The 19,775-nt window shown below is 51.2% G+C and carries 17 protein-coding genes; 8 read left to right on the forward strand and 9 right to left on the reverse strand.

The features are described 5' to 3' along the window. The first annotated feature begins 27 nt into the window (after positions 1–27). Positions 28–1,149, forward strand: a complete 1,122-nt coding sequence (ytvI, locus tag AC506A_RS11090) for a sporulation integral membrane protein YtvI (protein WP_495461075.1) — start codon at positions 28–30, stop codon at positions 1,147–1,149. Positions 1,150–1,797: 648 nt separating this feature from the next. Here ytvI and AC506A_RS11095 read toward each other — a convergent pair. The 8 genes from AC506A_RS11095 to AC506A_RS11130 form a co-directional block, all read right to left on the reverse strand. Next, a complete protein-coding gene (locus tag AC506A_RS11095) occupies positions 1,798–2,190 on the reverse strand; it encodes an FxsA family protein (protein WP_495461076.1) in 393 nt (130 codons plus the stop codon). A 1-nt stretch (position 2,191) separates the two neighbouring features. Beyond that, positions 2,192–2,707 carry an acyl-CoA thioesterase gene (locus AC506A_RS11100; protein WP_495461077.1) on the reverse strand — a complete coding sequence of 172 codons (516 nt, stop codon included), beginning with the start codon at positions 2,705–2,707 and terminating at the stop codon, positions 2,192–2,194. A 146-nt stretch (positions 2,708–2,853) separates the two neighbouring features. Next, the gene (pyk, locus tag AC506A_RS11105; RefSeq protein WP_495461078.1) at positions 2,854–4,608 is read right to left on the reverse strand and encodes a pyruvate kinase; all 1,755 of its coding nucleotides are present in this window, start codon (positions 4,606–4,608) and stop codon (positions 2,854–2,856) included. A 50-nt stretch (positions 4,609–4,658) separates the two neighbouring features. Further along, complete coding sequence (locus AC506A_RS11110; RefSeq protein ID WP_495461079.1) at positions 4,659–5,663, reverse strand: acetyl-CoA carboxylase carboxyltransferase subunit alpha; 1,005 nt, start codon at positions 5,661–5,663, stop codon at positions 4,659–4,661. Continuing rightward, complete coding sequence (accD, locus tag AC506A_RS11115) at positions 5,653–6,525, reverse strand: acetyl-CoA carboxylase, carboxyltransferase subunit beta (RefSeq protein WP_495461080.1); 873 nt, start codon at positions 6,523–6,525, stop codon at positions 5,653–5,655. The genes AC506A_RS11110 and accD overlap by 11 nt, the downstream gene beginning before the upstream one ends. Before the next feature lie 260 nt (positions 6,526–6,785). Next, positions 6,786–6,980, reverse strand: coding sequence for a glutamate decarboxylase (locus AC506A_RS11120; RefSeq protein WP_090981787.1), 195 nt, complete (start codon positions 6,978–6,980; stop codon positions 6,786–6,788). 179 nt (positions 6,981–7,159) lie between these two features. Next, complete coding sequence (locus AC506A_RS11125; protein ID WP_495461081.1) at positions 7,160–7,654, reverse strand: phosphatidylglycerophosphatase A family protein; 495 nt, start codon at positions 7,652–7,654, stop codon at positions 7,160–7,162. 250 nt (positions 7,655–7,904) lie between these two features. Further along, on the reverse strand, positions 7,905–11,699 hold the full coding sequence (locus AC506A_RS11130; RefSeq protein WP_495461082.1) for a DNA polymerase III subunit alpha: 3,795 nt from the start codon (positions 11,697–11,699) through the stop codon (positions 7,905–7,907). A gap of 133 nt (positions 11,700–11,832) precedes the next feature. On the opposite strand from AC506A_RS11130, the gene AC506A_RS11135 reads away from it, so the two are divergent. From AC506A_RS11135 to AC506A_RS11145, 3 genes are all read left to right on the forward strand, one after another. Beyond that, on the forward strand, positions 11,833–12,159 hold the full coding sequence (locus tag AC506A_RS11135; protein ID WP_090981793.1) for a YtrH family sporulation protein: 327 nt from the start codon (positions 11,833–11,835) through the stop codon (positions 12,157–12,159). A 3-nt stretch (positions 12,160–12,162) separates the two neighbouring features. Then, on the forward strand, positions 12,163–12,672 hold the full coding sequence (locus AC506A_RS11140) for a sporulation membrane protein YtrI (RefSeq protein ID WP_495461083.1): 510 nt from the start codon (positions 12,163–12,165) through the stop codon (positions 12,670–12,672). Positions 12,673–12,773: 101 nt separating this feature from the next. Further along, a complete protein-coding gene (locus AC506A_RS11145) occupies positions 12,774–13,070 on the forward strand; it encodes a YtpI family protein (RefSeq protein ID WP_495461084.1) in 297 nt (98 codons plus the stop codon). Here the strand turns inward: AC506A_RS11145 and AC506A_RS11150 are convergent, their stop codons facing one another. Further along, on the reverse strand, positions 13,071–14,414 hold the full coding sequence (locus AC506A_RS11150) for a DRTGG domain-containing protein (RefSeq protein ID WP_495461878.1): 1,344 nt from the start codon (positions 14,412–14,414) through the stop codon (positions 13,071–13,073). Between the two features lie 255 nt (positions 14,415–14,669). Here AC506A_RS11150 and AC506A_RS11155 point away from each other — a divergent pair, with 255 nt between their 5' ends. From AC506A_RS11155 to AC506A_RS11170, 4 genes are read left to right on the forward strand one after another with little or no spacing between them, the layout of a single operon-like run. Continuing rightward, complete coding sequence (locus tag AC506A_RS11155; RefSeq protein ID WP_495461085.1) at positions 14,670–16,037, forward strand: YheC/YheD family endospore coat-associated protein; 1,368 nt, start codon at positions 14,670–14,672, stop codon at positions 16,035–16,037. Positions 16,038–16,056: 19 nt separating this feature from the next. Next, positions 16,057–17,247 carry a YheC/YheD family endospore coat-associated protein gene (locus tag AC506A_RS11160; RefSeq protein WP_495461086.1) on the forward strand — a complete coding sequence of 397 codons (1,191 nt, stop codon included), beginning with the start codon at positions 16,057–16,059 and terminating at the stop codon, positions 17,245–17,247. Continuing rightward, positions 17,244–18,620, forward strand: coding sequence for a YheC/YheD family endospore coat-associated protein (locus tag AC506A_RS11165; RefSeq protein ID WP_495461087.1), 1,377 nt, complete (start codon positions 17,244–17,246; stop codon positions 18,618–18,620). The genes AC506A_RS11160 and AC506A_RS11165 overlap by 4 nt, the downstream gene beginning before the upstream one ends. Further along, positions 18,620–19,768, forward strand: a complete 1,149-nt coding sequence (locus tag AC506A_RS11170) for a YheC/YheD family endospore coat-associated protein (protein WP_495461088.1) — start codon at positions 18,620–18,622, stop codon at positions 19,766–19,768. Before AC506A_RS11165 ends, AC506A_RS11170 begins: the two co-directional genes overlap by 1 nt. Positions 19,769–19,775 lie beyond the last annotated feature (7 nt).

Genomic DNA, 19,775 nt, shown 5'->3' on the forward strand with positions numbered 1-19,775 from the left:
TTCGAATTTTGAAGGAGTGATCGCTGTATGGACCGTGTCATATGGAAGCGTATCTGGCGCACATTTCTGCTCATCGCCGGATTTGTAGCATTCGTGCTTACCATCGTATATGTAACTCCACTCGTTTATCCGTTTCTGCTGGGATGGCTGCTTGCTTATGCCATAAATCCCATTATTAATTTATTGCAAACCAAGCTCAAAATTCCTCGATGGCTCGGCGTATCGATCACACTCATCCTGTTCGTGATTGCGATGGTTACGATAGTATCTGCCCTAGTGACGCGGATCGTCGTGGAGATTATCCATCTGTCCAAATCGCTTAGCAGCTCCATTGATTGGTGGCGCGATCAATTCGAAATTGTTGTTGCCTCCCCTGAGATTCAAAACATTATCGAGAAACTGAACACCTTCTACCAAGATAATCCGAATTATCAAGAAACGATTAATTCAAAGATTAACGATACGGCTAATTTATTGGCGCAAACGAGTACCAATATTATAACCTATTTCTTAAACGGGATCGTTAGCATCATCACTTCGTTGCCGAATGTTGCAACGATAATGATTGTAGTTTTGCTTGCGGCTTTCTTTATCGGAAAAGATTGGTATCTGCATGTTAAACGATTGGCACAGTGGTTTCCTACAGAAATCCGCAAATCCACCTCTGTCGTGTGGGCTGATTTGCAAAAAGCGTTGTTTGGCTACCTGCGCGCTCAGTTTATTATGATTTCCATTACCGCTATCGTTGTCACCATCGGATTACTCATCCTTCGCGTTGATTATGCCGTTACGATCGGGATGCTGATTGGGCTCGTCGATTTGCTCCCTTATCTCGGCGTCGGTGCAGCGATGGTCCCTTGGATCGCCTACACGTTTATCTATGGCGATGTATCGCTCGGCATCGGCTTGTCGATTCTCTACGGGGTTATCCTCGTCGCAAGGCAGACTCTAGAGCCGAAAGTGCTTGCAAGCAGCGTTGGCCTTGATCCGCTGCCAACTCTTATCGCGATGTTTGTCGGCCTCAAACTGTTCGGCGTTCTCGGATTAATTATTGGACCGGTGTCACTTGTTATCTTGACGGCTATACATAGAGCAAATGTGTTTCGGGATTTGTATTGGTTTGTGGTGCGTGGGCCGAAGCCGAAGTAGGGGGAGCATCCTTTAAAGCCCCCCTAAATTCCCCTAGAAGGGGGACCCCGAGGGACCCGTCCCTCTGGACACCCGGAAGGTTGGCGGATGGAGCCGCTGAGCAGCACCTTAGTTGCTTCGTGCCCAGTACTCGCTTTCGTCCCTTTGGGACACGCTTTTTGTTTTGGCGCTCCAAAATGGCAAAGAAGCTTGGCCTTCGGCCAAGCTTCTCAGTGCGTCGAGAACCTATGTTTGATACTTTGTCGGTTTTAAGTTTCGCACGAGGGCAATCTTCTTAATGTTCTGTACTTCCACGATGGGCGCATGCTTGTCGCATTTCCAACTCTAGCGGTTGTGACAGTGGTTATTTGGCATAAATTGGCCCTTATTATTTTCTAACGGTTGCCATCGGGCTTATTTTAACGTTTACCACTAGGAAGAAACCAATTTGCTGCAAATAACGTCTGTCACAACCGCTAGAATTTCACAAAGGCTTATTTTCATGAAATAGCCACGCTGACAACCGTTAAAGTTTTGTTCATGATGTATAGACAAATAAGTGCTGATCGAGACTTTCTCGGGCAGCATGAGCAGCTTGGCCTTTGGCCAAGCTGCTTTTATTTTTTGCGCTGCGCTTCTTAATACTCGACGCGCTCACCTTACCTCACCTTATCTTCTTCGAATCGTTAACGATCCGTTGCGGAGCTTTTTCTCTAGCCAGCGCAGCATGAGCAATCGGTAGAAGGGGCGGGTGAATGGGAGCAGCAGGGTGACGCCGATGATGTCGGTGAAGAAACCGGGCATGAGTAACAATAGACCGCCTATGAGTACGCAGACGCCGTTAAGCATGGCGTGGCCCGGTGGTTTGCCGCTTTGGATTTGGGCTTGGACATCCATAAATGCTTTGCGCCCTTCGCTTCTAGCGAGCTGAGCGCCTGCGAAGCCGGTTATCAATATTAAACCAAAGGTAGACCAGCCACCTATGATATGGCCCATTTTGATAATGCCCCACATCTCGATTGCGGGAATAATAATAATTGCGGCGATTATCCATTTCAACATATTAGCTGCCTCCCTCTGCCTTTTTCGGTACCGTTCCCTCTGATACAGTCTGCATCATCCCATAAAGCTCAGGAAGCAGCTTGTCTAGCCTAGAAGGCCGCCAATCCCGGTTTACCCACACATGCCGGGTACCGCCCCGCACAAGCAGCTTTCCTGGCGGTTCAGCGCCTTTAAACCAACCTTGCTCTTGCCCCATGCCTTCGACGAGGCGGATTTCTGAACGAAACGATACTCGAATAGGCGAGAATTGTTCCAAACGCGTACAGATGATGACATTGTTATCATACCGAGCCGGCGAAACGTAAGAACAATCCAAGTCGACTACGGGGAGAAGCAATCCCTGCTTCTCAACCGTTTCATAAGTCATGCCCAGAGCCCGAACAAGCTCCGTACGGCCAATTTCAAACCACGTCACATAGTTCCCATGAAACACTACGCCCATCTGATCCGTTTCCTGATATCGAACGCGAAGGGGATGCAAATGCCAGAGAACGATCTCTTTATCTGCTTCTGTCATGCTTTGATCAATCCTTTACCCTAAAATCCGGCTAATTTCATCCTCTAGATGCTGCAGCCGATCGTTTCTACCTCAAAAATTCCGGCACTGTATAGCCAAAAAGCGACGGTGCTTGCGCACCATCGCTTCATTTTGCAAAACATGCCTTACATTACTTTAGCTTGACCGGAGTAGATGACGCCAACTTCAGCGTAAACTGTTACTTCCGAGCCGTCGTGCAGAAGCTCAAGTGCGTTCTGAACGCCAAGCACAACTGGAATTCCAAGGTTAAGCGCTACGATTGCAGCGTGGCTAGTGATGCCGCCTTGCTCTGTAATTACTGCAGCTGCCTTCTGAATCGCAGGCATATATTCTCTGTCCGTGGAAACTGTTACGAGAATGGAGCCTTCCGTTGTCTTCGCAATTGCTTCTTGCGGTGTGCGTGCAACAACGACTTTACCAGTAGCGCTTTGGCTGCCAATCCCTTGACCTTTAGCAATCATTTCACCGATTGTGTGGATCTTGATCAGGTTCGTCGAGCCGGAACGTCCAACCGGTACACCAGCTGTAATAATTACTGTATCGCCAAGCTTCACGATACCGGAATTGATTCCGCCCTGTACAGCGATATCGAACATTTCATCTGTCGTTTGAGCAGGTGTGCCCAGAACCGGGATAATGCCCCAGATGAGTGCCAGACGACGCATTACTTGCTCTTGCGGAGTAACCGCCACGATTGGCGATTTCGGACGGTATTTGGAAACCATACGCGCCGTATATCCGCTCTCTGTGGAAGTAATGATCGCTTTCGCGTCCAAATCAAGTGCTGAGTTCGCAACTGCTTGGCTGATCGCTTCCGTTACTGTCGTTTGTTGCGCTCTTGCTTGCTTCGTGAAGATCTCACGGTAATCAAGAGCCGACTCCGCACGCACTGCAATACGGGACATCGTTTGAACCGATTCTACCGGATATTTACCGGCAGCTGTCTCACCGGAAAGCATAATTGCGTCTGTACCGTCAAAAATCGCATTCGCTACGTCACTTGCTTCCGCACGAGTCGGACGCGGGTTGCGCTGCATGGAATCCAGCATTTGCGTAGCTGTGATTACCGGTTTACCTGCACGGTTACACTTCTGAATCATTTGCTTCTGAACGAGCGGTACTTCTTCAGCCGGAATTTCAACGCCAAGGTCACCGCGGGCAACCATTAGGCCGTCAGATACTTCAAGAATTTCATCGAGGTTGTCCACACCTTGCTGGTTCTCGATTTTCGAAATAATTTGGATGTGGCTTGCATTGTGCTTCTCCAGCAGTTCGCGAATTTCCAGAACATCTGTCGCTTTACGAACGAAGGAAGCGGCAATGAAATCAACGCCTTGCTCGATGCCGAATACGATATCGTTAGCGTCCTTCTCCGTAATACCAGGCAGGGAAATATGTACGCCTGGAACGTTAACGCCTTTCTTGCTCTTGATTGGACCGCTGTTTACGATACGGCAAAGAATCTCAGTTCCTTGCACTTCTTCAACCGTAAGACCGATCAAACCGTCATCGATAAGAATTGTGGAACCCACTTCAACATCTGCAGGCAGGTTCGTATACGTTACCGGGATGCGGTTCTTGTCACCAAGAATTTCTTCTGTCGTCAGCGTGATCGTTTCGCCTTGATTAAGTTCGATCGGCTCTTCTTTCAGCTTGCCGAGACGAATTTCTGGACCTTTCGTATCCAACAGGATCGCAACTGTCTTGCCAAGCTCGGAACAAGCTTGACGGATGTTCTTGATTCGGTTGCCGTGCTCTTCAAAGTCGCCGTGCGAGAAGTTAAGACGAGCGACATTCATGCCAGCATTGATTAGTTTCTTTGTATTTTCCAGCGATTCGCTGGATGGGCCGATCGTACATACGATTTTCGTTTTACGCATAAGTAAATTCCATCCTCCGTCTGATACGTTCACATTTAAGGTACTATTCTCTATACTTGCGCTGATTCGATTTCGTCCAAAATCAGCTCGGCTTCCGGCTCTGGAGCATGGAATTGGCCGATTTTACGGAATTTATTGTAACGATCTTCGATAAGCTCCTCTGCACTGAGCTTGGACAGCTCGCCCAAATGGCGCCAGATCGCTTCTTTAATCGTCTCAGACTGCGCAGCCAAGTCGCGGTGCGCCCCGCCTTGAGGTTCCTCGATAACCTCTTCCACGATACCGAACTCAAGCAGATCGCCTGCTGTTATTCTCATTACTGCAGCCGCTTCATCCGCACGGGAAGCATCTTTCCAAAGAATGGATGCTGCGCCGTTTGGCGAAATAACCGAGTAAATCGCATTCTCCAGCATGAGCACACGGTTGCCGACACCAAGTGCCAATGCTCCGCCGCTTCCGCCTTCCCCGATGACCACGCAAATAATCGGCACGCCGAACATGGCCATTTCGCGAAGATTACGAGCGATTGCTTCGGATTGACCGCGCTCCTCCGCCGTATTCCCGGGATATGCGCCTTTCGTATCGATCAACGTTACAATAGGACGTCCGAATTTATTCGCCTGCTGCATGAGTCTCAATGCTTTGCGGAATCCTTCCGGATGCGGACTGCCGAAGAAACGGGCAATGTTGTCCTTCGTATCTTTACCGCGCTGATGGCCGATTACCGTAACCGGTACACCGTTCAGCTTAGCAAGTCCTCCTACAATAGCAAGATCATCTGCAAATAGACGATCACCATGAAGCTCGATGAAATCGGTGAAAATCATCCCTATGTAATCAAGAGAGGTAGGGCGGCCATGATGACGAGCCAAGTGCATCTTCTGCGCTGGCGTCAATTCATTGTACAGCTCTTCCTGCAACTGTTTACAACGGTCCTCCAGTCGGCTGATTTCATCGCTGAAATCAATGCCCGACTCTTGGCCGAATTTCTTAAGCTCTTCGATCTTCTTCTGCAGCTCGTTAAGCGGCTTCTCAAACGGCAGCTCACCCGCCATTGATAATTTCCCCCTTTACCGAATGCATATCAAGCAATTTAGCTAGCGTTGCTTTCATTTCTTTACGATGAACAACTTTATCCAGCTGTCCATGCTGCAAATTGAATTCTGCGGTTTGGAAATTGTCCGGCAGCTTCTGACGAATCGTCTGTTCGATAACCACTCGTCCGGCAAAACCGACGAGGGCACCGGGCTCGGCCAAATTAAAGTCGCCAAGCATGGCAAAGCTTGCGGAGACGCCGCCTGTTGTAGGATCAGTCATAACGGAAATGTACAGTCCGCCGTCGCCTTGGAACTTTGCTAGTGCCGCGCTTGTTTTGGCCATTTGCATCAAGCTTAGAATACTTTCTTGCATCCGCGCGCCGCTCGATGTGGAGAAGATGAGCATCGGCAGCTTCTTGGCATGGGCTTGTTCAATTGCACGCGTGATTTTCTCACCGACGACAGAACCCATGCTTCCTGCAAAGAAATCAAAGCTCATGAAAGCGGCGACGACCGGCAATCCGCCGATCGTCCCCTCTCCTGTAACAACTGCATCTTTAAGTCCGGAGCTCTTCTTCTGAGCTTCCAGCTTGGTAGCATACCCTGGGAAAGGGAGCGGATCAACCGACTCCAGCTCCGCATCGAATTCAACCAAACGCCCTTCATCGAGCGTAATGGCGATTCGTTCCCAAGCATTCAGCCGGAAATGATGGCCGCAGCCCGGGCATACTTTTAAGTTTTTCTCGACTTCTTTGCTGAATTGAATATTGCCGCACTTCGGACATTTGGACATTAAGCCTTCCGGAATATCCGGCTTCGTTCTCGGCTGGCCCGAAGGAATTGTGGCATATTTCTTTTTATGAAATAAGTCCTTGAACACAAAAGACACCTCTTTGGGGGCGCAATAGTTTTAGATGTACTACGTTGCGCTGTTGGCACGCAATAGTTTTAGATGTACTACGTTGCGCTGTTGGCACGCAATAGTTTTAGATGTACTACGTTGCGCTGTTGGCACGCAATAGTTTTAGATGTACCGGCTAGCGCATCTTGGAACGCAACAGTTTAGAATTTTACAACGTTGCGCCTTGGGTACGCAATAGTTTTTTGCTACACCCGCGCCTCGGCACACTCTAAACGGCATTAACGCTGCGAGTTGAGAATGTTATTTAACACTTCCTGCACTTCTTCCAGTTCGCCAGATGGGACCAATATTTCGTACTGTTGCTTGGAAACATTAATCGGTCTGATCTTTACGAGAAACCCTTCTTGGGTCAGCCGGTTTTTAATGCTCTCCGCAATTTTTGCCGTCGGCGCGATGTAGATAACCGTCCACATGAAGGAACCTCCTGAGTATTGATAAAAGATCATCTGCGCGTACATGTAAACGCATTGGCCGCGATATAAACTCACGTTATCTGGGCATATGATGTCATAATGATACCATATGTTTAGTTTTCACCGCAACGCCACAAGGCTGGAAGCCATTTTGAACCCCCAAGTGCTGCTCGTTCCGATTACGACCTATCCTCAATTTCGTACCGGTTGGCCTTCGGATCCTGATGTGCAATGCGTGCAGATGCCGCAGCAGCGAGCCCGGCTACCAGATCATCCAGAAAGACATGCACATGTTGACCTTTCTCATTCAATTTGCGAATGATGCCCGGCTTGACTTTGTCCAAGTACCCAAAGCTTGTGAGGCCGATCATACCATATACGTTGGTAATGCCAAGAGCCAGCGTTTCGTCCACCCCGTAAAGGGATTCATCTGCTTCCATGATCGCTTGAAGCGGCTCAGGCAGCAGTTTGCGCTCTGCTAACTCATCGAGGGCAATGCCTGTAAACAGTACATATTGCACCTCTCGTTTATTAAGAACCGTATGCACACTCTCTTCACATTCTTGGTAAGTGAGATCCGGATTATAAGGACGCTGCAGCGAAAATACGATATCCGCAACATCACCGACTGATACACCACGTCTGTTAAGCCATTTTTCCATGTCGGTCGACACTGTACATTCCCCCCGCATCTGCTTGTACGAATCGGGCGGAGCGCCAGCGGCCAACAACCATCGTCAGCTGACAAACGTCAGTCCGCACAAGCGGCGAAATGCAGAGCCAATTAATAGCGCTCTGTGTCTCCTAAATGTATGCGGGCATGTTACAACTTGTGCCTGGCTTTACAAAACGATTATTCGTGCTGGTTAGAGCGAGTTCAGCAACAATCGACCTTCTGTCAAACACTCGCTAAGGTTGTCCCTATTATTTCACGACCGCAGAACCTTTACCAAAAATCGACTCGATCTGCTGCAGCAGCTGCGGCGATGGCTTAATACGAAACGCATCGCTTAAGGCGACAGTTCGGCCTTCTCGTTCGTAGAACAGCACCGTCTCATAAGTACCTGCGCTGCCTCCGAGCAGTGCTTTCAGCTTCTCAAGCGCAGCGGAATCTTCGCGTCCTGCAGCGATTTTGATATAGAGCCGCTGCGGGCGTTTGGCTTGCGCTGGCGCTGATGTCTTAGCTGGCACGGTTTGAGCTGCGGCGGTAGAAACCTTCGCCGGAGTCGATTCCGCCGCGTAGTTCTTCGCAGGATTCGCCGTTTTCTCGCCTCCCTGCGAAGCAGCACCTGTCGATGCCGCTGCAGGCTTCGCTTGTCCTTGAGGCGAGGCTGCACCAGAGCCCGGCGCTGCTGATGCCTTCGCCGGCTGCGCCGATGACGGAGATCCAGCTGGTCCACCACCAACGCCCCCAGCGCTGCCTTTGCGATCCGCGCTCGAAGCGCCGCCGGCAGTCCGCCCGGCCTTGCTGCGCGCTTGCCGCTGCAAGCGCTGCACCTGCGAGGCCGCATCCTGGCCCGGTCCGCCGCCTCCGAGCAATGCAACATCCTCAATCAGCAGCTTATAATCCTCGTCCTGATGCTGCACATTCGCGAGGACGAGAACCAAGCTGCCGGGATCGAGCAGCCCCGAATGACGCTGCCAAATCGTCGGGAAAGCAACGGCTTCCACTCGCATGATGCGATCCTCGATTTCCAGAAACGCCATCGACTGTCCTTTGCGCGTCGTAAACGGCTTCACCGTCACGACCATCGCGGCAATGACAGCGAAGGAGCCCTCAGGCGCTTCGGATAGATCAACAAGTCGTTCAAGCGGTAACTCTTCAAGCAATGCCTTATGATCATCTAGCGGATGCCCTGACAGATACATGCCGAGCAGCTCCCGTTCCAAAGCAAGCAGCTGTCCCGTTGTAAACGGACGAACCTCCGGCATCTCAATATCCCAGTTCTGCACTTCATCGAAGCCGAACAGTTCGATTTGCAATTCTTCGCGTTCCTTGCGCCATTTCAGTGCGGCATCTACCGTTTCATCCAGCACCGCAATCAGTTGTGCGCGATGACCTGCCAGCGAATCACAAGCCCCTGCTTGAATTAACGACTCCAGTACGCGTTTGTTCACAACACGCAGGTCTACTCTTCGGCATAAATCGAGCAAGCTGTCAAAAGGACGTTCAGCCCGCTCTTTCAGCAGCGAATCGATCGCTTGTGTACCGACGTTCTTAATCGACGCCAAACCGAAGCGTACCGCTCCGTTCACAGGCGTGAACGTCACGCTGCTCTCGTTCACATCAGGTGCCAGCACATCGATACCCATTCGTCGGCATTCATCCACATATTCAGCCGTCTTGCGCTGACTTCCCGTCACGGATGCCAGCATGGAAGCCATGAACGGAGTGGGATGATTCGCCTTCAGCCATGCCGTCTGGAAGGCCAATACGCCATAGGCAGCGGCATGAGCACGGGGAAATCCATAGTCTGCGAAACGGACAATCATATCGTAGACCGCATTGGCGTCTGACTTCTCGTATCCTTGAGCTAAGCTGCCCTCCACGAAATGGGCGCGCTGTTCATCCAGCACTTCACGCTTCTTCTTGGATACGGCACGGCGGAGCAAATCCGCTTCTCCCAGCGAGAAACCCGCCATGGATGAGGCAATCTGCATGATTTGTTCTTGATAAACGATAATGCCATACGTATCAGCCAGAATCGGCTCGAGCGAAGGATGTGGATATTCAACCTCCACTTGTCCATGCTTGCCTTGAATGAATTTGGGAATAAACTCCATCGGGCCCGGCCGGTACAGCGCGAGGACAGAAACAATATCTTCGAATTGTGTCGGCTTCAGCTCTTTGAGCACGCGGCGAACACCGGCTGACTCCAATTGGAAAATGCCAGTCGTTTCACCGCGTGTCAACATCGCATAAGTCGCAGGATCCTGATCGGAAATAAAACGAAAATCAACCGTAATCCCCTGCTGTTCCTTCACCCAGTTCAGCGTCCGCTCAAGAATGGACAGCGTACGAAGTCCGAGAAAATCCATCTTAAGCAGACCAACGGATTCCAGATGTTCCATGGAATATTGAGTCAGCGCCGTACGCTCGCTGCCTGCCTGCAGCGGCACATAATGCGTAAGCGGCTCTCCGGAAATGACAACCCCGGCAGCATGCGTCGAAGCATGGCGCGGCATGCCCTCCACCTTCAAAGCCATCCGCAGCAGGTCCCCTGTCTTCGGCTGGCGTTCAGTCGCTTCTCGGAGCTCCGCACTCATACGCAGCGCTTCTTCCAGCGAAATGCCAAGCTGATTCGGGATGAGCTTCGCAGCCCGATCTACTTCAGCAAAAGGAACAGCCATGGCGCGGCCGACATCACGTACGGCAGCTTTAGCCGCCATTGTTCCGAACGTAATGATTTGCGCCACATGCTCTTCGCCATATTTGGCAGAGACATAGCTGATTACCTCATCACGGCGCTCGTCATTAAAGTCGATATCGATATCGGGCATTGATATCCGTTCCGGGTTAAGAAAGCGCTCGAACAAAAGCTTATATCTGATCGGGTCTACATCCGTAATATTCAGTGTGTAAGCAACCAAGCTGCCGGCAGAGGAACCCCGTCCCGGACCTGTTCGAATGCCCTGTTCGTGAGCAAAACGGATGAAATCCCAGACGATGAGGAAATAGTCGCTGAAACCCATTTTCTCAATGACACCAAGTTCGTATTCCAGTCTGGTCACCGCATGTACTTTCGAATGGGAATCTGAGGCCCAATCCGAGTTTCCGGCATATCGTGATTCCAATCCTTCGTGACACAGTGCGGCCAAATATGCCGAAGACGTCATTCCGGTCGGAATCGGACTGAATGATGGGAGCAGCGCTCGGCCAAAGGTAAGCTCCAAGTCGCATTTCTCCGCAATTTCAACCGTGCGTGCAACCGCATCCGGCGCCTGACGGAACAGCATTGTCATCTCGTCCGCATTCTTCAGATACATCTGATCTGTCAGCATTTGCAGCCTATCGTCATCCTCAATCGTTTTGCCTGTACCAATACAAATCAAGACATCCTGCACAGCCGCATCCGTCGGCTTCAAGTAATGGACGTCGTTAGTCGCAACGGTCTTGATGCCCGTTTCCTTCGCAAGTGCAAGTGTCGCCTGCAGCACTTTCTTCTGCTCCAGCATGCCATGATCTTGCAGCTCCAAGTAGAAGTCGTCTCCGAAAATATCACGGTACCTGTTCGCCGATCGAAGCGCATGCTCCGTTCGGTCATGCAGCAAATGCTGGGCGATCTCGCTTCCCAAGCAAGAACTAAGACAAATAAGACCCTCCGCATACTGCGAGAGCGATTCGAAGTCGATACGCGGCTTGTAATGGAAGCCCTCCAAATGTCCGATCGAGCTCAGTTTCATCAAGTTACGATAGCCGGTCTCATTCTTGGCCAGCAAGATGAGATGATAAATCGGATTATCTTTGCGGGTACCTTTCTCGAAACGCGAGCCCGTCGTCAAATAAACCTCGCAGCCGATAATAGGTTTGATTCCTTGTGCCTTGCAGGCTTTATAAAACGGAACCGCGCCATACATGACGCCGTGATCCGTAAGGGCCAGCGCCTTCATGCCAAGCGCGGAAGCTTGATCCACAAGATCTCGGATTCTTGCAGCCCCATCGAGCAGGCTGAATTCGCTATGAACGTGTAAATGTACAAAGTCTTGTCCGCCGCTCATCGCTATTCCTTCTTTCTTTCTATCGAAGCATCATTTTATACTAGTTTATCATATTGAAGCCCTCCTCGCCCATAGAATGGACTAGGGGACGAGCATGACGTCCTCTCATTCCACAGGAAGGGTGAACGTATAAATGGACTCCTTCTTATCCAAAGCAACGATCGATTTCTTCATTGCCTTTGGCGTTGTATTCGGCGGCTCCATGCTGGCAGGCATTGGATCTGTCTTCGTCTTGGCAGCACCTGCAGCCATTATGCTGGAAACCGCGTCAAGGCTGAAAATATGGGCGCTCGTAGCGGCCGTTGGCGGAACGATTGACCCGATGCGCGTCATTGAAAGCAACATGATCGAAGGGCATCTCTCACCGGTTGTGCTGCAAATCGCGTATATCCTGTGTGCTTTTCTCGGTGCGCATATGGGAACTGAACTTGTCCGGTGGTTATGCAGAGGGGCGGTCTGACCGATGAGGGTACCGCCTTTTGAACGATTTACGAGGCTGATGCAAGCGGCTGCTTATGTCGTGTTGGGGTCCATAATAGGCGCGATGATCTATCACGCCATCTTTTTCATGAATTTCAATGCGCTCCGCGACAGCAATACTGCGCTTGAGGATAAGCTGATTGACTATGAGGATCGAATCAAGAAGCTGAATAAATTTAAAGACCAGCATACCGTTATTCAGAGCGTTCAGCCGATACTGCTGGATAATAAAGGGGCTGATGGGGCTCCCATCTCAAATGAACAAGTTAAATTAGCGCTCAAATCAAAGCTCAAGACTGACTTGTCTGTCTTTGTGGGCACCAGTATTTACAAAATCAATTCCAATGCCGAGCTTTCCTGGGACCTGCTGGACCGCAAAATTTACGCGGTGGAAGGCAAGGAGTTTATTGTGCAAATTCGAACGATGCTCGTCGTCGATAACGTGCTTCAAGTGTGGTTCAAAGCCTCTCTCAATCAACGTCAAATTAATTGATCCAACGAAGCCCCAGTCCATTTCGCTTGCAGCTTCGATTCATGGTACAATAAGGCACATATTGCAAGCTGCACAGCTTAAAAGGAGATGCTTTCTTCACTATGGTCAATGCATTACATTGGGCGATCGTTATTATTATTTGCGGCACATCGCTGCTCTCGGTTTATTTTAGCTTCCAGGCGCGCCGCTCTACCGACGCGCGCGTTCGTGGTATAAACGCAGCACGGATGAACATAAGTATGGGCATCATGTTAATCTTCATCGCTTTGTTTATGATGCTTGCCTACAGCGGCTCCACGATAAAAGTTATCATCGGCGCTCTATTCATCGTTCTGGGTCTGTTTAACCTGTTCGCAGGACTTCGCAACGGCAGCGTTTACCGCTCGATGAAAGGTTAATTAATACGGATCTATCAGCTGCGCAGTCAGCAGCGCTTTGGCAGCAAGGCCGCCGGGGTCTTTCAACTCGATTTCGAGCTTGGCGCTCTTGCGGCTCATCTCCAACAAATTCGGCATGATGACCACTTCGCTTTCCAATTGGACAGGTCTAACGAAGTACGTCGTCATGCTCTCAATGACATAATCCCGCTTCCCTAATTCTCGAATTAGCCCCCGTGCCGCCTGATTCATCAGTGTAACCAATACCCCTTCAGAAATAGTTCCGAAAGTCCCGGACATTTGCGGCGTAATTCGCCCCTCGTACAGCCAATCCCCTCCATGCTCGCTTTCTTTCTTCTCGAAGCCCGCTCCGATCAGTTCATCGAAGGTTTCACCCGATTCTTTCTGTTTCCCGGCATATCGCATCGCTTCCAGTACTTCACTTCGGCTTAGCGCCGCCAGCAGCTTGCGATTCTTATCGACAATCGGCAGCAGGTCGATTCCTTCGGCTGCCATCGTATGTGCCGCAGAAGCAATCGGAATGTTCGGCGCAGCCGTAATTGGGCTGCGCGTCATCAGCCGTTCCACCAATTGGGAATCCTGTGCTCCTTCTGCATCCTTAGCTGTCATGATGCCCACGACCCTGCCCCGATCGTCCAGCACGGGAAAACGCGACCCGCCGACACGGCTGGCAAGTGACACATAATCGGCCTTCGTCTCACCTAGTCTCATCGTTTCAACAGGACGGCTGTAGGTAACGATGTCTTCGACAAGCATGATTTTCTGACGAATCAAACGGTCAAACATGGCGCGGTTAATCATCGAAGCGACGGTAAACGTATCATATTTGGATGAGATAATAGGCAAGCCTTTCTCATCGGCAAGCTGTTTCATATCCTCACTGGTGCCAAATCCCCCTGTAATTAACACGCCTGCCCCCTGCTCAAGCGCGCAGCCGTGCGCTCCTTGCCTATTACCGACAATCAGAAGACTGCCTGCATCAATATAACGGACCATCGCATCGAGTTCCATCGCACCAATGACGAATTTATGCAGTGTTTTCACAAGTCCTGCCGCTCCGCCTATCAGCTCGCCTTGCACGATATCAAGCACTTCTCCGAACGTTAGCCGATCCAGCGATTCTCGGTTCTTCCGCTGAATACGGACCGTGCCGATCCGCTCTTTCGTGCTGACAAGCCCTGTCGACTCCGCTTCTTTGATCGCTTTATATGCAGTGCCTTCACTGACTTCCAGTTCTTCGGCCATCGTGCGCACAGAAAGTTTCGTACCAATTTCGAGCTGCTGGATATACTGCATGAGTCGCTCGTGTTTCGTCTGCGCTTCAAGACCTTTTTCTCCTGTTATCACAGTGGCCCCCCTTACTTGTTTCAACCGTTTGCCCGGCTTGTTCTAGTTCTATATTAGCAGATGCTCTTCCTGCTGGCACGACCTGCGGATGGGGCAAGTATCTCTGAAAAAGGGCCTTTCCCCCATGTTTTTCATGATGTCCGCTAATCACCAAGGGGTAGATGTCCTCATATGATGAAAGTAATTCGTGTGAAAATCCCATAGACCGCAAGCTGCACGTCGTCATCCTCCAGCTTGGAAGGAGATCCGTCGATGCTGAAATCGAAAGTCGCCGTTCAGGTGATCAGCCCAGGCATCTTGCCGGATGATGCCATTATGCTCGGTGATGCTTACTTGAGACAGTGGAAAATACCGCAAGGTCAGCCGATTATGCTGAAATTCGGTGCATTTCGCCATTATGTAAAAGTCGTCCCGGTCGAGCGGTTTGACGGTATGCGTATTGGGCAAAGCTTAGCCCGCAAAATGGGGCTGATCTCGAGCACCACACTGCGAATCCGTTACCGACAAGAGAACGCCACACTCTCGGTAGGCCCGCTAATCGGCGTGCTTATTAGCCGTGATGATCCTGAAGCCAGGGATCGGCCGTTTGGAACCATCACTATGTTCTGTAAGGAACTCGTAGACGCCTGCGAAGCGCAAGGCGCTCATGTTTATTTCTTCACACCGGACCATATTACAGGCAATTTCAGCACACTCGAAGGCTGGGTCTATTCCGATGGCTGGCGGAAAGTCCCTGTACCTGCACCAGATGTCGTCAACAATCGCCTGACCTCTCGCAAGCTTGAAAACCGCCCTAATGTACAGCTCTTCATCAAAGAAACCAAACAGCGTCATAACAGTATTGTGTTCAATGAGAAGTTTCTCGATAAAGCCGAAGTGTTCGACGCCCTGGTAAAGGATCACTCGCTCGTTCGCTATCTGCCGGAATCACATGTGCTTCGCAGCTTTCAGGTGTTGAAGTCGATGTGCTTGAAGCATAATACCGTCTTCTTGAAGCCGGTACGCGGCAGCTTGGGCAAAGGCATCATCCGCATCTCCAGATTAGATGCTGATTCCTATTCCGCCCAGTATGCCACAACGGCCGGAACACGCAGGCAGCATTTTGCAGGGATCGATAAGCTCTATGCTTCCCTTTCAGGGAAAATGAAAACGGTGCGTTATCAAATCCAGCAAGGGCTGCATCTCATCGACATTATGGGAAGACCCGTCGATTTCCGAGCGCTCGTGCAGAAGAACGAAACCGGTAAATGGGCGCTTACTTCCATTGTGGCTCGAACGGCCGGCAACCATCATTTCGTGTCGAACTTGGCACGCGGCGGCACGCTCAGCACGGTGAGAGAAGCGGTCAACAAGTCCAATTTGTCCAGTGCAAACGGTCAGGATGCACCAGGTAAGCTGCAGCGGGCGGCGCTTGAAATTGCCAAAGGGATCGACACACACATTCCCGCTCATTTCGGCGAGCTGGGTATCGACTTGGCGCTTGATGCCAGTGGCCGGGTGTGGCTGCTCGAAGTGAATTCCAAACCATCCAAGAACGACAATACACCGCTTCAGGATAATAAAATCCGTCCTTCCGTTCGAAATATGGTGCGTTATGCAAGACATCTGGCCGAATTCTAACGAAAAGGAGGAAGCGGTGATGGCTGATACTCCATTCAGCAGCGTCCTCGGTATTATGATTAGCGAACCGACTCATGTACCCTCCGCAAGCTTCGACGGGGAGTATCTCCCTCCGGCGATGCCTGAGGATCTATTTTGCCGTCGTCTATCCCTGTTTGGGCAGTCGCTTGGCCTGTTCGTCTATTTATTCTGCGCTTCTCAAGTTACAGAAGGCCAGGTTCGGTTGATCAAGGGCTTCGTGCTGAAGCAAGGCCGGTGGCAGCAAGGAAGTTTTCCGCTTCCTGACGTTCTCTATGACCGTTCGCTCCCGAGGACGAATGCCCAATATAAGCTTGCAACCTGCGCACTTGCGGAACTGAAACGCTTAAAGCCGTATATACTGCTGAATGGCTCTCTTCCCGGCAAACTCGACGTATATCGGGAGCTCGAACGGGATTCACAGCTGTCGCCGTGGCTGCCTTCGACTTTCAAGTACGAAGGAGCTTCCGAACTTACGCAGCTGATGAAGCAATATCCCGACGGATTGTTTCTCAAACCTTCTGCAGGCAGCCATGGAAAAGGTGCCATTCGACTGCTTCGGAGGGAAGACGGCTGGCATATTGACGGCCGTGATCGAAAGAACCGCCCCCTAGCGATCACACGCGACAATTGGCAGGACGTATGCCGCTGGATCCATCGTTTCGTCTCTTCCATGACGTATCTCGTTCAGCCTTACTTGCCCCTAATCGGCAAAGATGGCCGCTCGTACGACGTCCGGGTATTAATCCAGAAGGACGAATCAGGTAAATGGTCGTTTACAGGTGCCTCTGTCCGGACCGGGCAGCAAGGAAGCGTAACCGCCAACTTACATGGCGGCGGATCAGCCCAAAGCGCACTGGAAGCATTGACGGAACAGTTCGATAGCGAGACCGCCGGGCGATTGCTCGGGCGAATTCGCTGGATCAGCGAGCGGGCTGCAGCTGCGCTGGAGAATCATTTTGGCAGGCTCGCCGAGCTTGGTATCGATTATGGCATTGAGCAGGGCGGCCGGATCTGGCTGCTTGAAGCGAATGCCAAACCGGGACGGAAAGCGCTGGAAGGCGACGAGAACGCTGCGAGGCTGGCCATTGAACGACCGATTCGTTACGCCATGAAGCTCGCCGCTCGCAGGCAGCCGGTTTATCAGTTTGGACGAAATCAAAGGAGATACATCCAGGAGGTTCATCCATGAGTTTGACATCTTGTCATGTACACTTCTCACCATCAAGCGATCGAATCGTTTACCTGTCGGGCTCACTCCTTAAATCGCTGAAGCTCGCCGGCAAAAAAACCATTCAATTAAAGCTTGGTCATGAAAGCATAACCGCTGCCGTAAAGCCGATCGATCGGCAAGGCCATCATCTCTACCTCTCTGCAGGCGTTCGCCAATACATCCGGGTTCCGAAGGCTGGCAGCATCTCCTATATCCAAGGCGAAGATAATGAGGTTCAAATCGGACCGCTCATCGGCGTGCTTACAGATGGAAGCCGATCCGCCGATTCGCCGTTTGGCGCACGTTCGGGTTATATCCGGCAGCTTCTTCGCACAGGAGAACGCAAAGCGTATTTCTTCGCTTTTACTCCGCGCGATGTGAACTGGAATCAAGGGACGATCAATGGGTATTTCCTGAACAGTACGGGAAGCTGGTATCGGAAAGTCGTTCCGCTCCCAGACGTCGTGTACAATCGCCTCCCAAGCCGCGTTGCCGAGACGACATCTACGATTATGTCGCTGCGGGAGAAGTTTATCCGTAAAGGGGTTCCATTCTTCAATTGGAGCTTCTTCAATAAATCCGATGTCTATAAGCTGCTCGATCAGGATGTTGAAGCGCTGGAGCATCTGCCGGAATCCGTGAATAACCCCCGAGCCGATAAAATCAAAGAGATGCTCGAGAAACATCAATTTATTTATTACAAACCTTCTGCCGGAAGCCTTGGGATCGGGATTTACCGGCTGACCTATCACCCCAAACGCGGATACTTTGCCAGATACCGCAGAGGGGATACGAATGTGCTGCTTCGTTTCACTAGTTTCACAAGCCTGATGCGCATGCTGGAGACTAGACACGGCAGCGGACTCGGCCGTTATGTCAGCCAGCAAGGCGTACGCTTAATCGAAATTGACGGATGTCCGATCGACTTCCGATTCCATATGCACAAGAATGGCAGCAACAAATGGGTGCCGGTCGGTATCGGCGCGAAGAAAGCCGGACGCGGAAGCGTCACCACGCATATCAAGAACGGCGGCCAGCTGCTTACGCCGGAACAGGCGCTCAGCCGGGCTTTCGGGGATCGTTCGGATGAAATCTTGACGAAAGCCAAAGATGTCTCGATCAAGCTTTCCGAAGCGATTGAACGCAACTTCCCGCATACGCTGGGTGAACTCGGACTTGATATCGGCATCGACAAGGACGGCGATGTTTGGATGTTTGAAGCGAACGCTAAGCCGGGCCGGTCGATCTTCAGCCACCCTGCACTGCGCGCGCAAGGACGTGACTCCGTTAGTCATATTCTGGATCATTGCATGTATTTAAGCAGGTTCACGAGGCAAGGAGGCGAAGCTTAATGGCTCTCGTTATTCACGAGGATACGGCGGATGATGAAGCCGCCTCCATTCAGCGTAAGCAGCCCGTACTCGCTATCTTAACGATTGAGGACGATATCCAGCTATTTCGAGGCAATCGTGGAAACTTCGCAGACATTATTGCTATGGGCACCGAGTTCGGTTTTCTGGTTTATGTGCTAACCGTCAAGCAGCTGAAGTTTCAGCGCAAGCTGCTTGACGGCTTTACCTTCAATATGGCTACAGATAGCTGGGAGATGCAGAAATTCCCGCTGCCTGACCTTATCTATAACCGCATTCCGCTCCGTGAGGATGAGCTGCAGCCGGAAGTGAGGCGTAAAATTGCGGTATGCGTCAAACATCCCCGCATTCAGATTTTTAATCCTGCTTTCTTCAACAAGTGGAGCCTGTTCAAATGGTTGAAGCAGTCGCGCACAACCCAGCCGTTCATCCCGGCTACACGCCGCCTGCTCACGGTTAGCGGACTCGGAAAAATGATGTTGAAGCATAAATATTTGTATCTCAAACCGGTCAGCGGCAAAGCCGGCAAAGGCATCATGACCATCCAGCTGCAGCAGGAGAAGTCGCTACCCTATCGCCTGAAGATTCAAGGCGAACGCGGAAGCACGACCTACAATTGCGGCACGCTCGGGAAGCTGTGGACCCGCATTATCAAAGAAAGCAGCGGCGATCGTTACATTGCCCAGCAGGGCATTCAGCTCGCTGCCTACAATGAACGCTCCTTCGATCTTCGCGCGCTAGTGCAGAAGAACCGGCGCGGACAGTGGGACATCTCCGGCATTGGCGCACGTGTAGCCGGGACTTACAGCATCACGACACATGTACCGCGCGGCGGAAGCATCGAAGACCCTGAGAAGCTGCTTGTCAGCGTATTTGGTCAAGATGAGGCACGTAAACTGCTAGTAAAGGCCCGTAACGCTGCGTTAATTATCGCTCGTCAAATCGAGCGCGGCTCCGGCCGACGGTTGGCGGAAATGTCGATGGATCTTGGCGTGGACCAGTTTGGAAGCATCTGGTTCTTCGAAGCCAACGCGAAGCCGATGAAATTCGACGAACCGGATATTCGCAAACGTTCGCTTGAGCGTATTTTTCATTACAGCCAATATTTGCTCAAGCTGAAGGGGCTATAGCGAGGAG

Source organism: Paenibacillus sp. N22P23, assembly GCF_059383735.1.

Bases quoted from the DNA above. Each gene is read 5' to 3' on its own strand.
- AC506A_RS11165 (WP_495461087.1), top strand. From the start codon at position 17,244: ATGAGTTTGACATCTTGTCATGTACACTTCTCACCATCAAGCGATCGA.
- AC506A_RS11135 (WP_090981793.1), top strand. From the start codon at position 11,833: ATGGACTCCTTCTTATCCAAAGCAACGATCGATTTCTTCATTGCCTTT.
- pyk (WP_495461078.1), bottom strand. From the start codon at position 4,608: ATGCGTAAAACGAAAATCGTATGTACGATCGGCCCATCCAGCGAATCG.
- AC506A_RS11160 (WP_495461086.1), top strand. From the start codon at position 16,057: ATGGCTGATACTCCATTCAGCAGCGTCCTCGGTATTATGATTAGCGAA.
- AC506A_RS11100 (WP_495461077.1), bottom strand. From the start codon at position 2,707: ATGACAGAAGCAGATAAAGAGATCGTTCTCTGGCATTTGCATCCCCTT.
- AC506A_RS11110 (WP_495461079.1), bottom strand. From the start codon at position 5,663: ATGGCGGGTGAGCTGCCGTTTGAGAAGCCGCTTAACGAGCTGCAGAAG.
- AC506A_RS11155 (WP_495461085.1), top strand. From the start codon at position 14,670: ATGCTGAAATCGAAAGTCGCCGTTCAGGTGATCAGCCCAGGCATCTTG.
- AC506A_RS11120 (WP_090981787.1), bottom strand. From the start codon at position 6,980: ATGTGGACGGTTATCTACATCGCGCCGACGGCAAAAATTGCGGAGAGC.
- AC506A_RS11095 (WP_495461076.1), bottom strand. From the start codon at position 2,190: ATGTTGAAATGGATAATCGCCGCAATTATTATTATTCCCGCAATCGAG.
- AC506A_RS11145 (WP_495461084.1), top strand. From the start codon at position 12,774: ATGGTCAATGCATTACATTGGGCGATCGTTATTATTATTTGCGGCACA.
- ytvI (WP_495461075.1), top strand. From the start codon at position 28: ATGGACCGTGTCATATGGAAGCGTATCTGGCGCACATTTCTGCTCATC.
- AC506A_RS11140 (WP_495461083.1), top strand. From the start codon at position 12,163: ATGAGGGTACCGCCTTTTGAACGATTTACGAGGCTGATGCAAGCGGCT.
- AC506A_RS11130 (WP_495461082.1), bottom strand. From the start codon at position 11,699: ATGAGCGGCGGACAAGACTTTGTACATTTACACGTTCATAGCGAATTC.
- AC506A_RS11170 (WP_495461088.1), top strand. From the start codon at position 18,620: ATGGCTCTCGTTATTCACGAGGATACGGCGGATGATGAAGCCGCCTCC.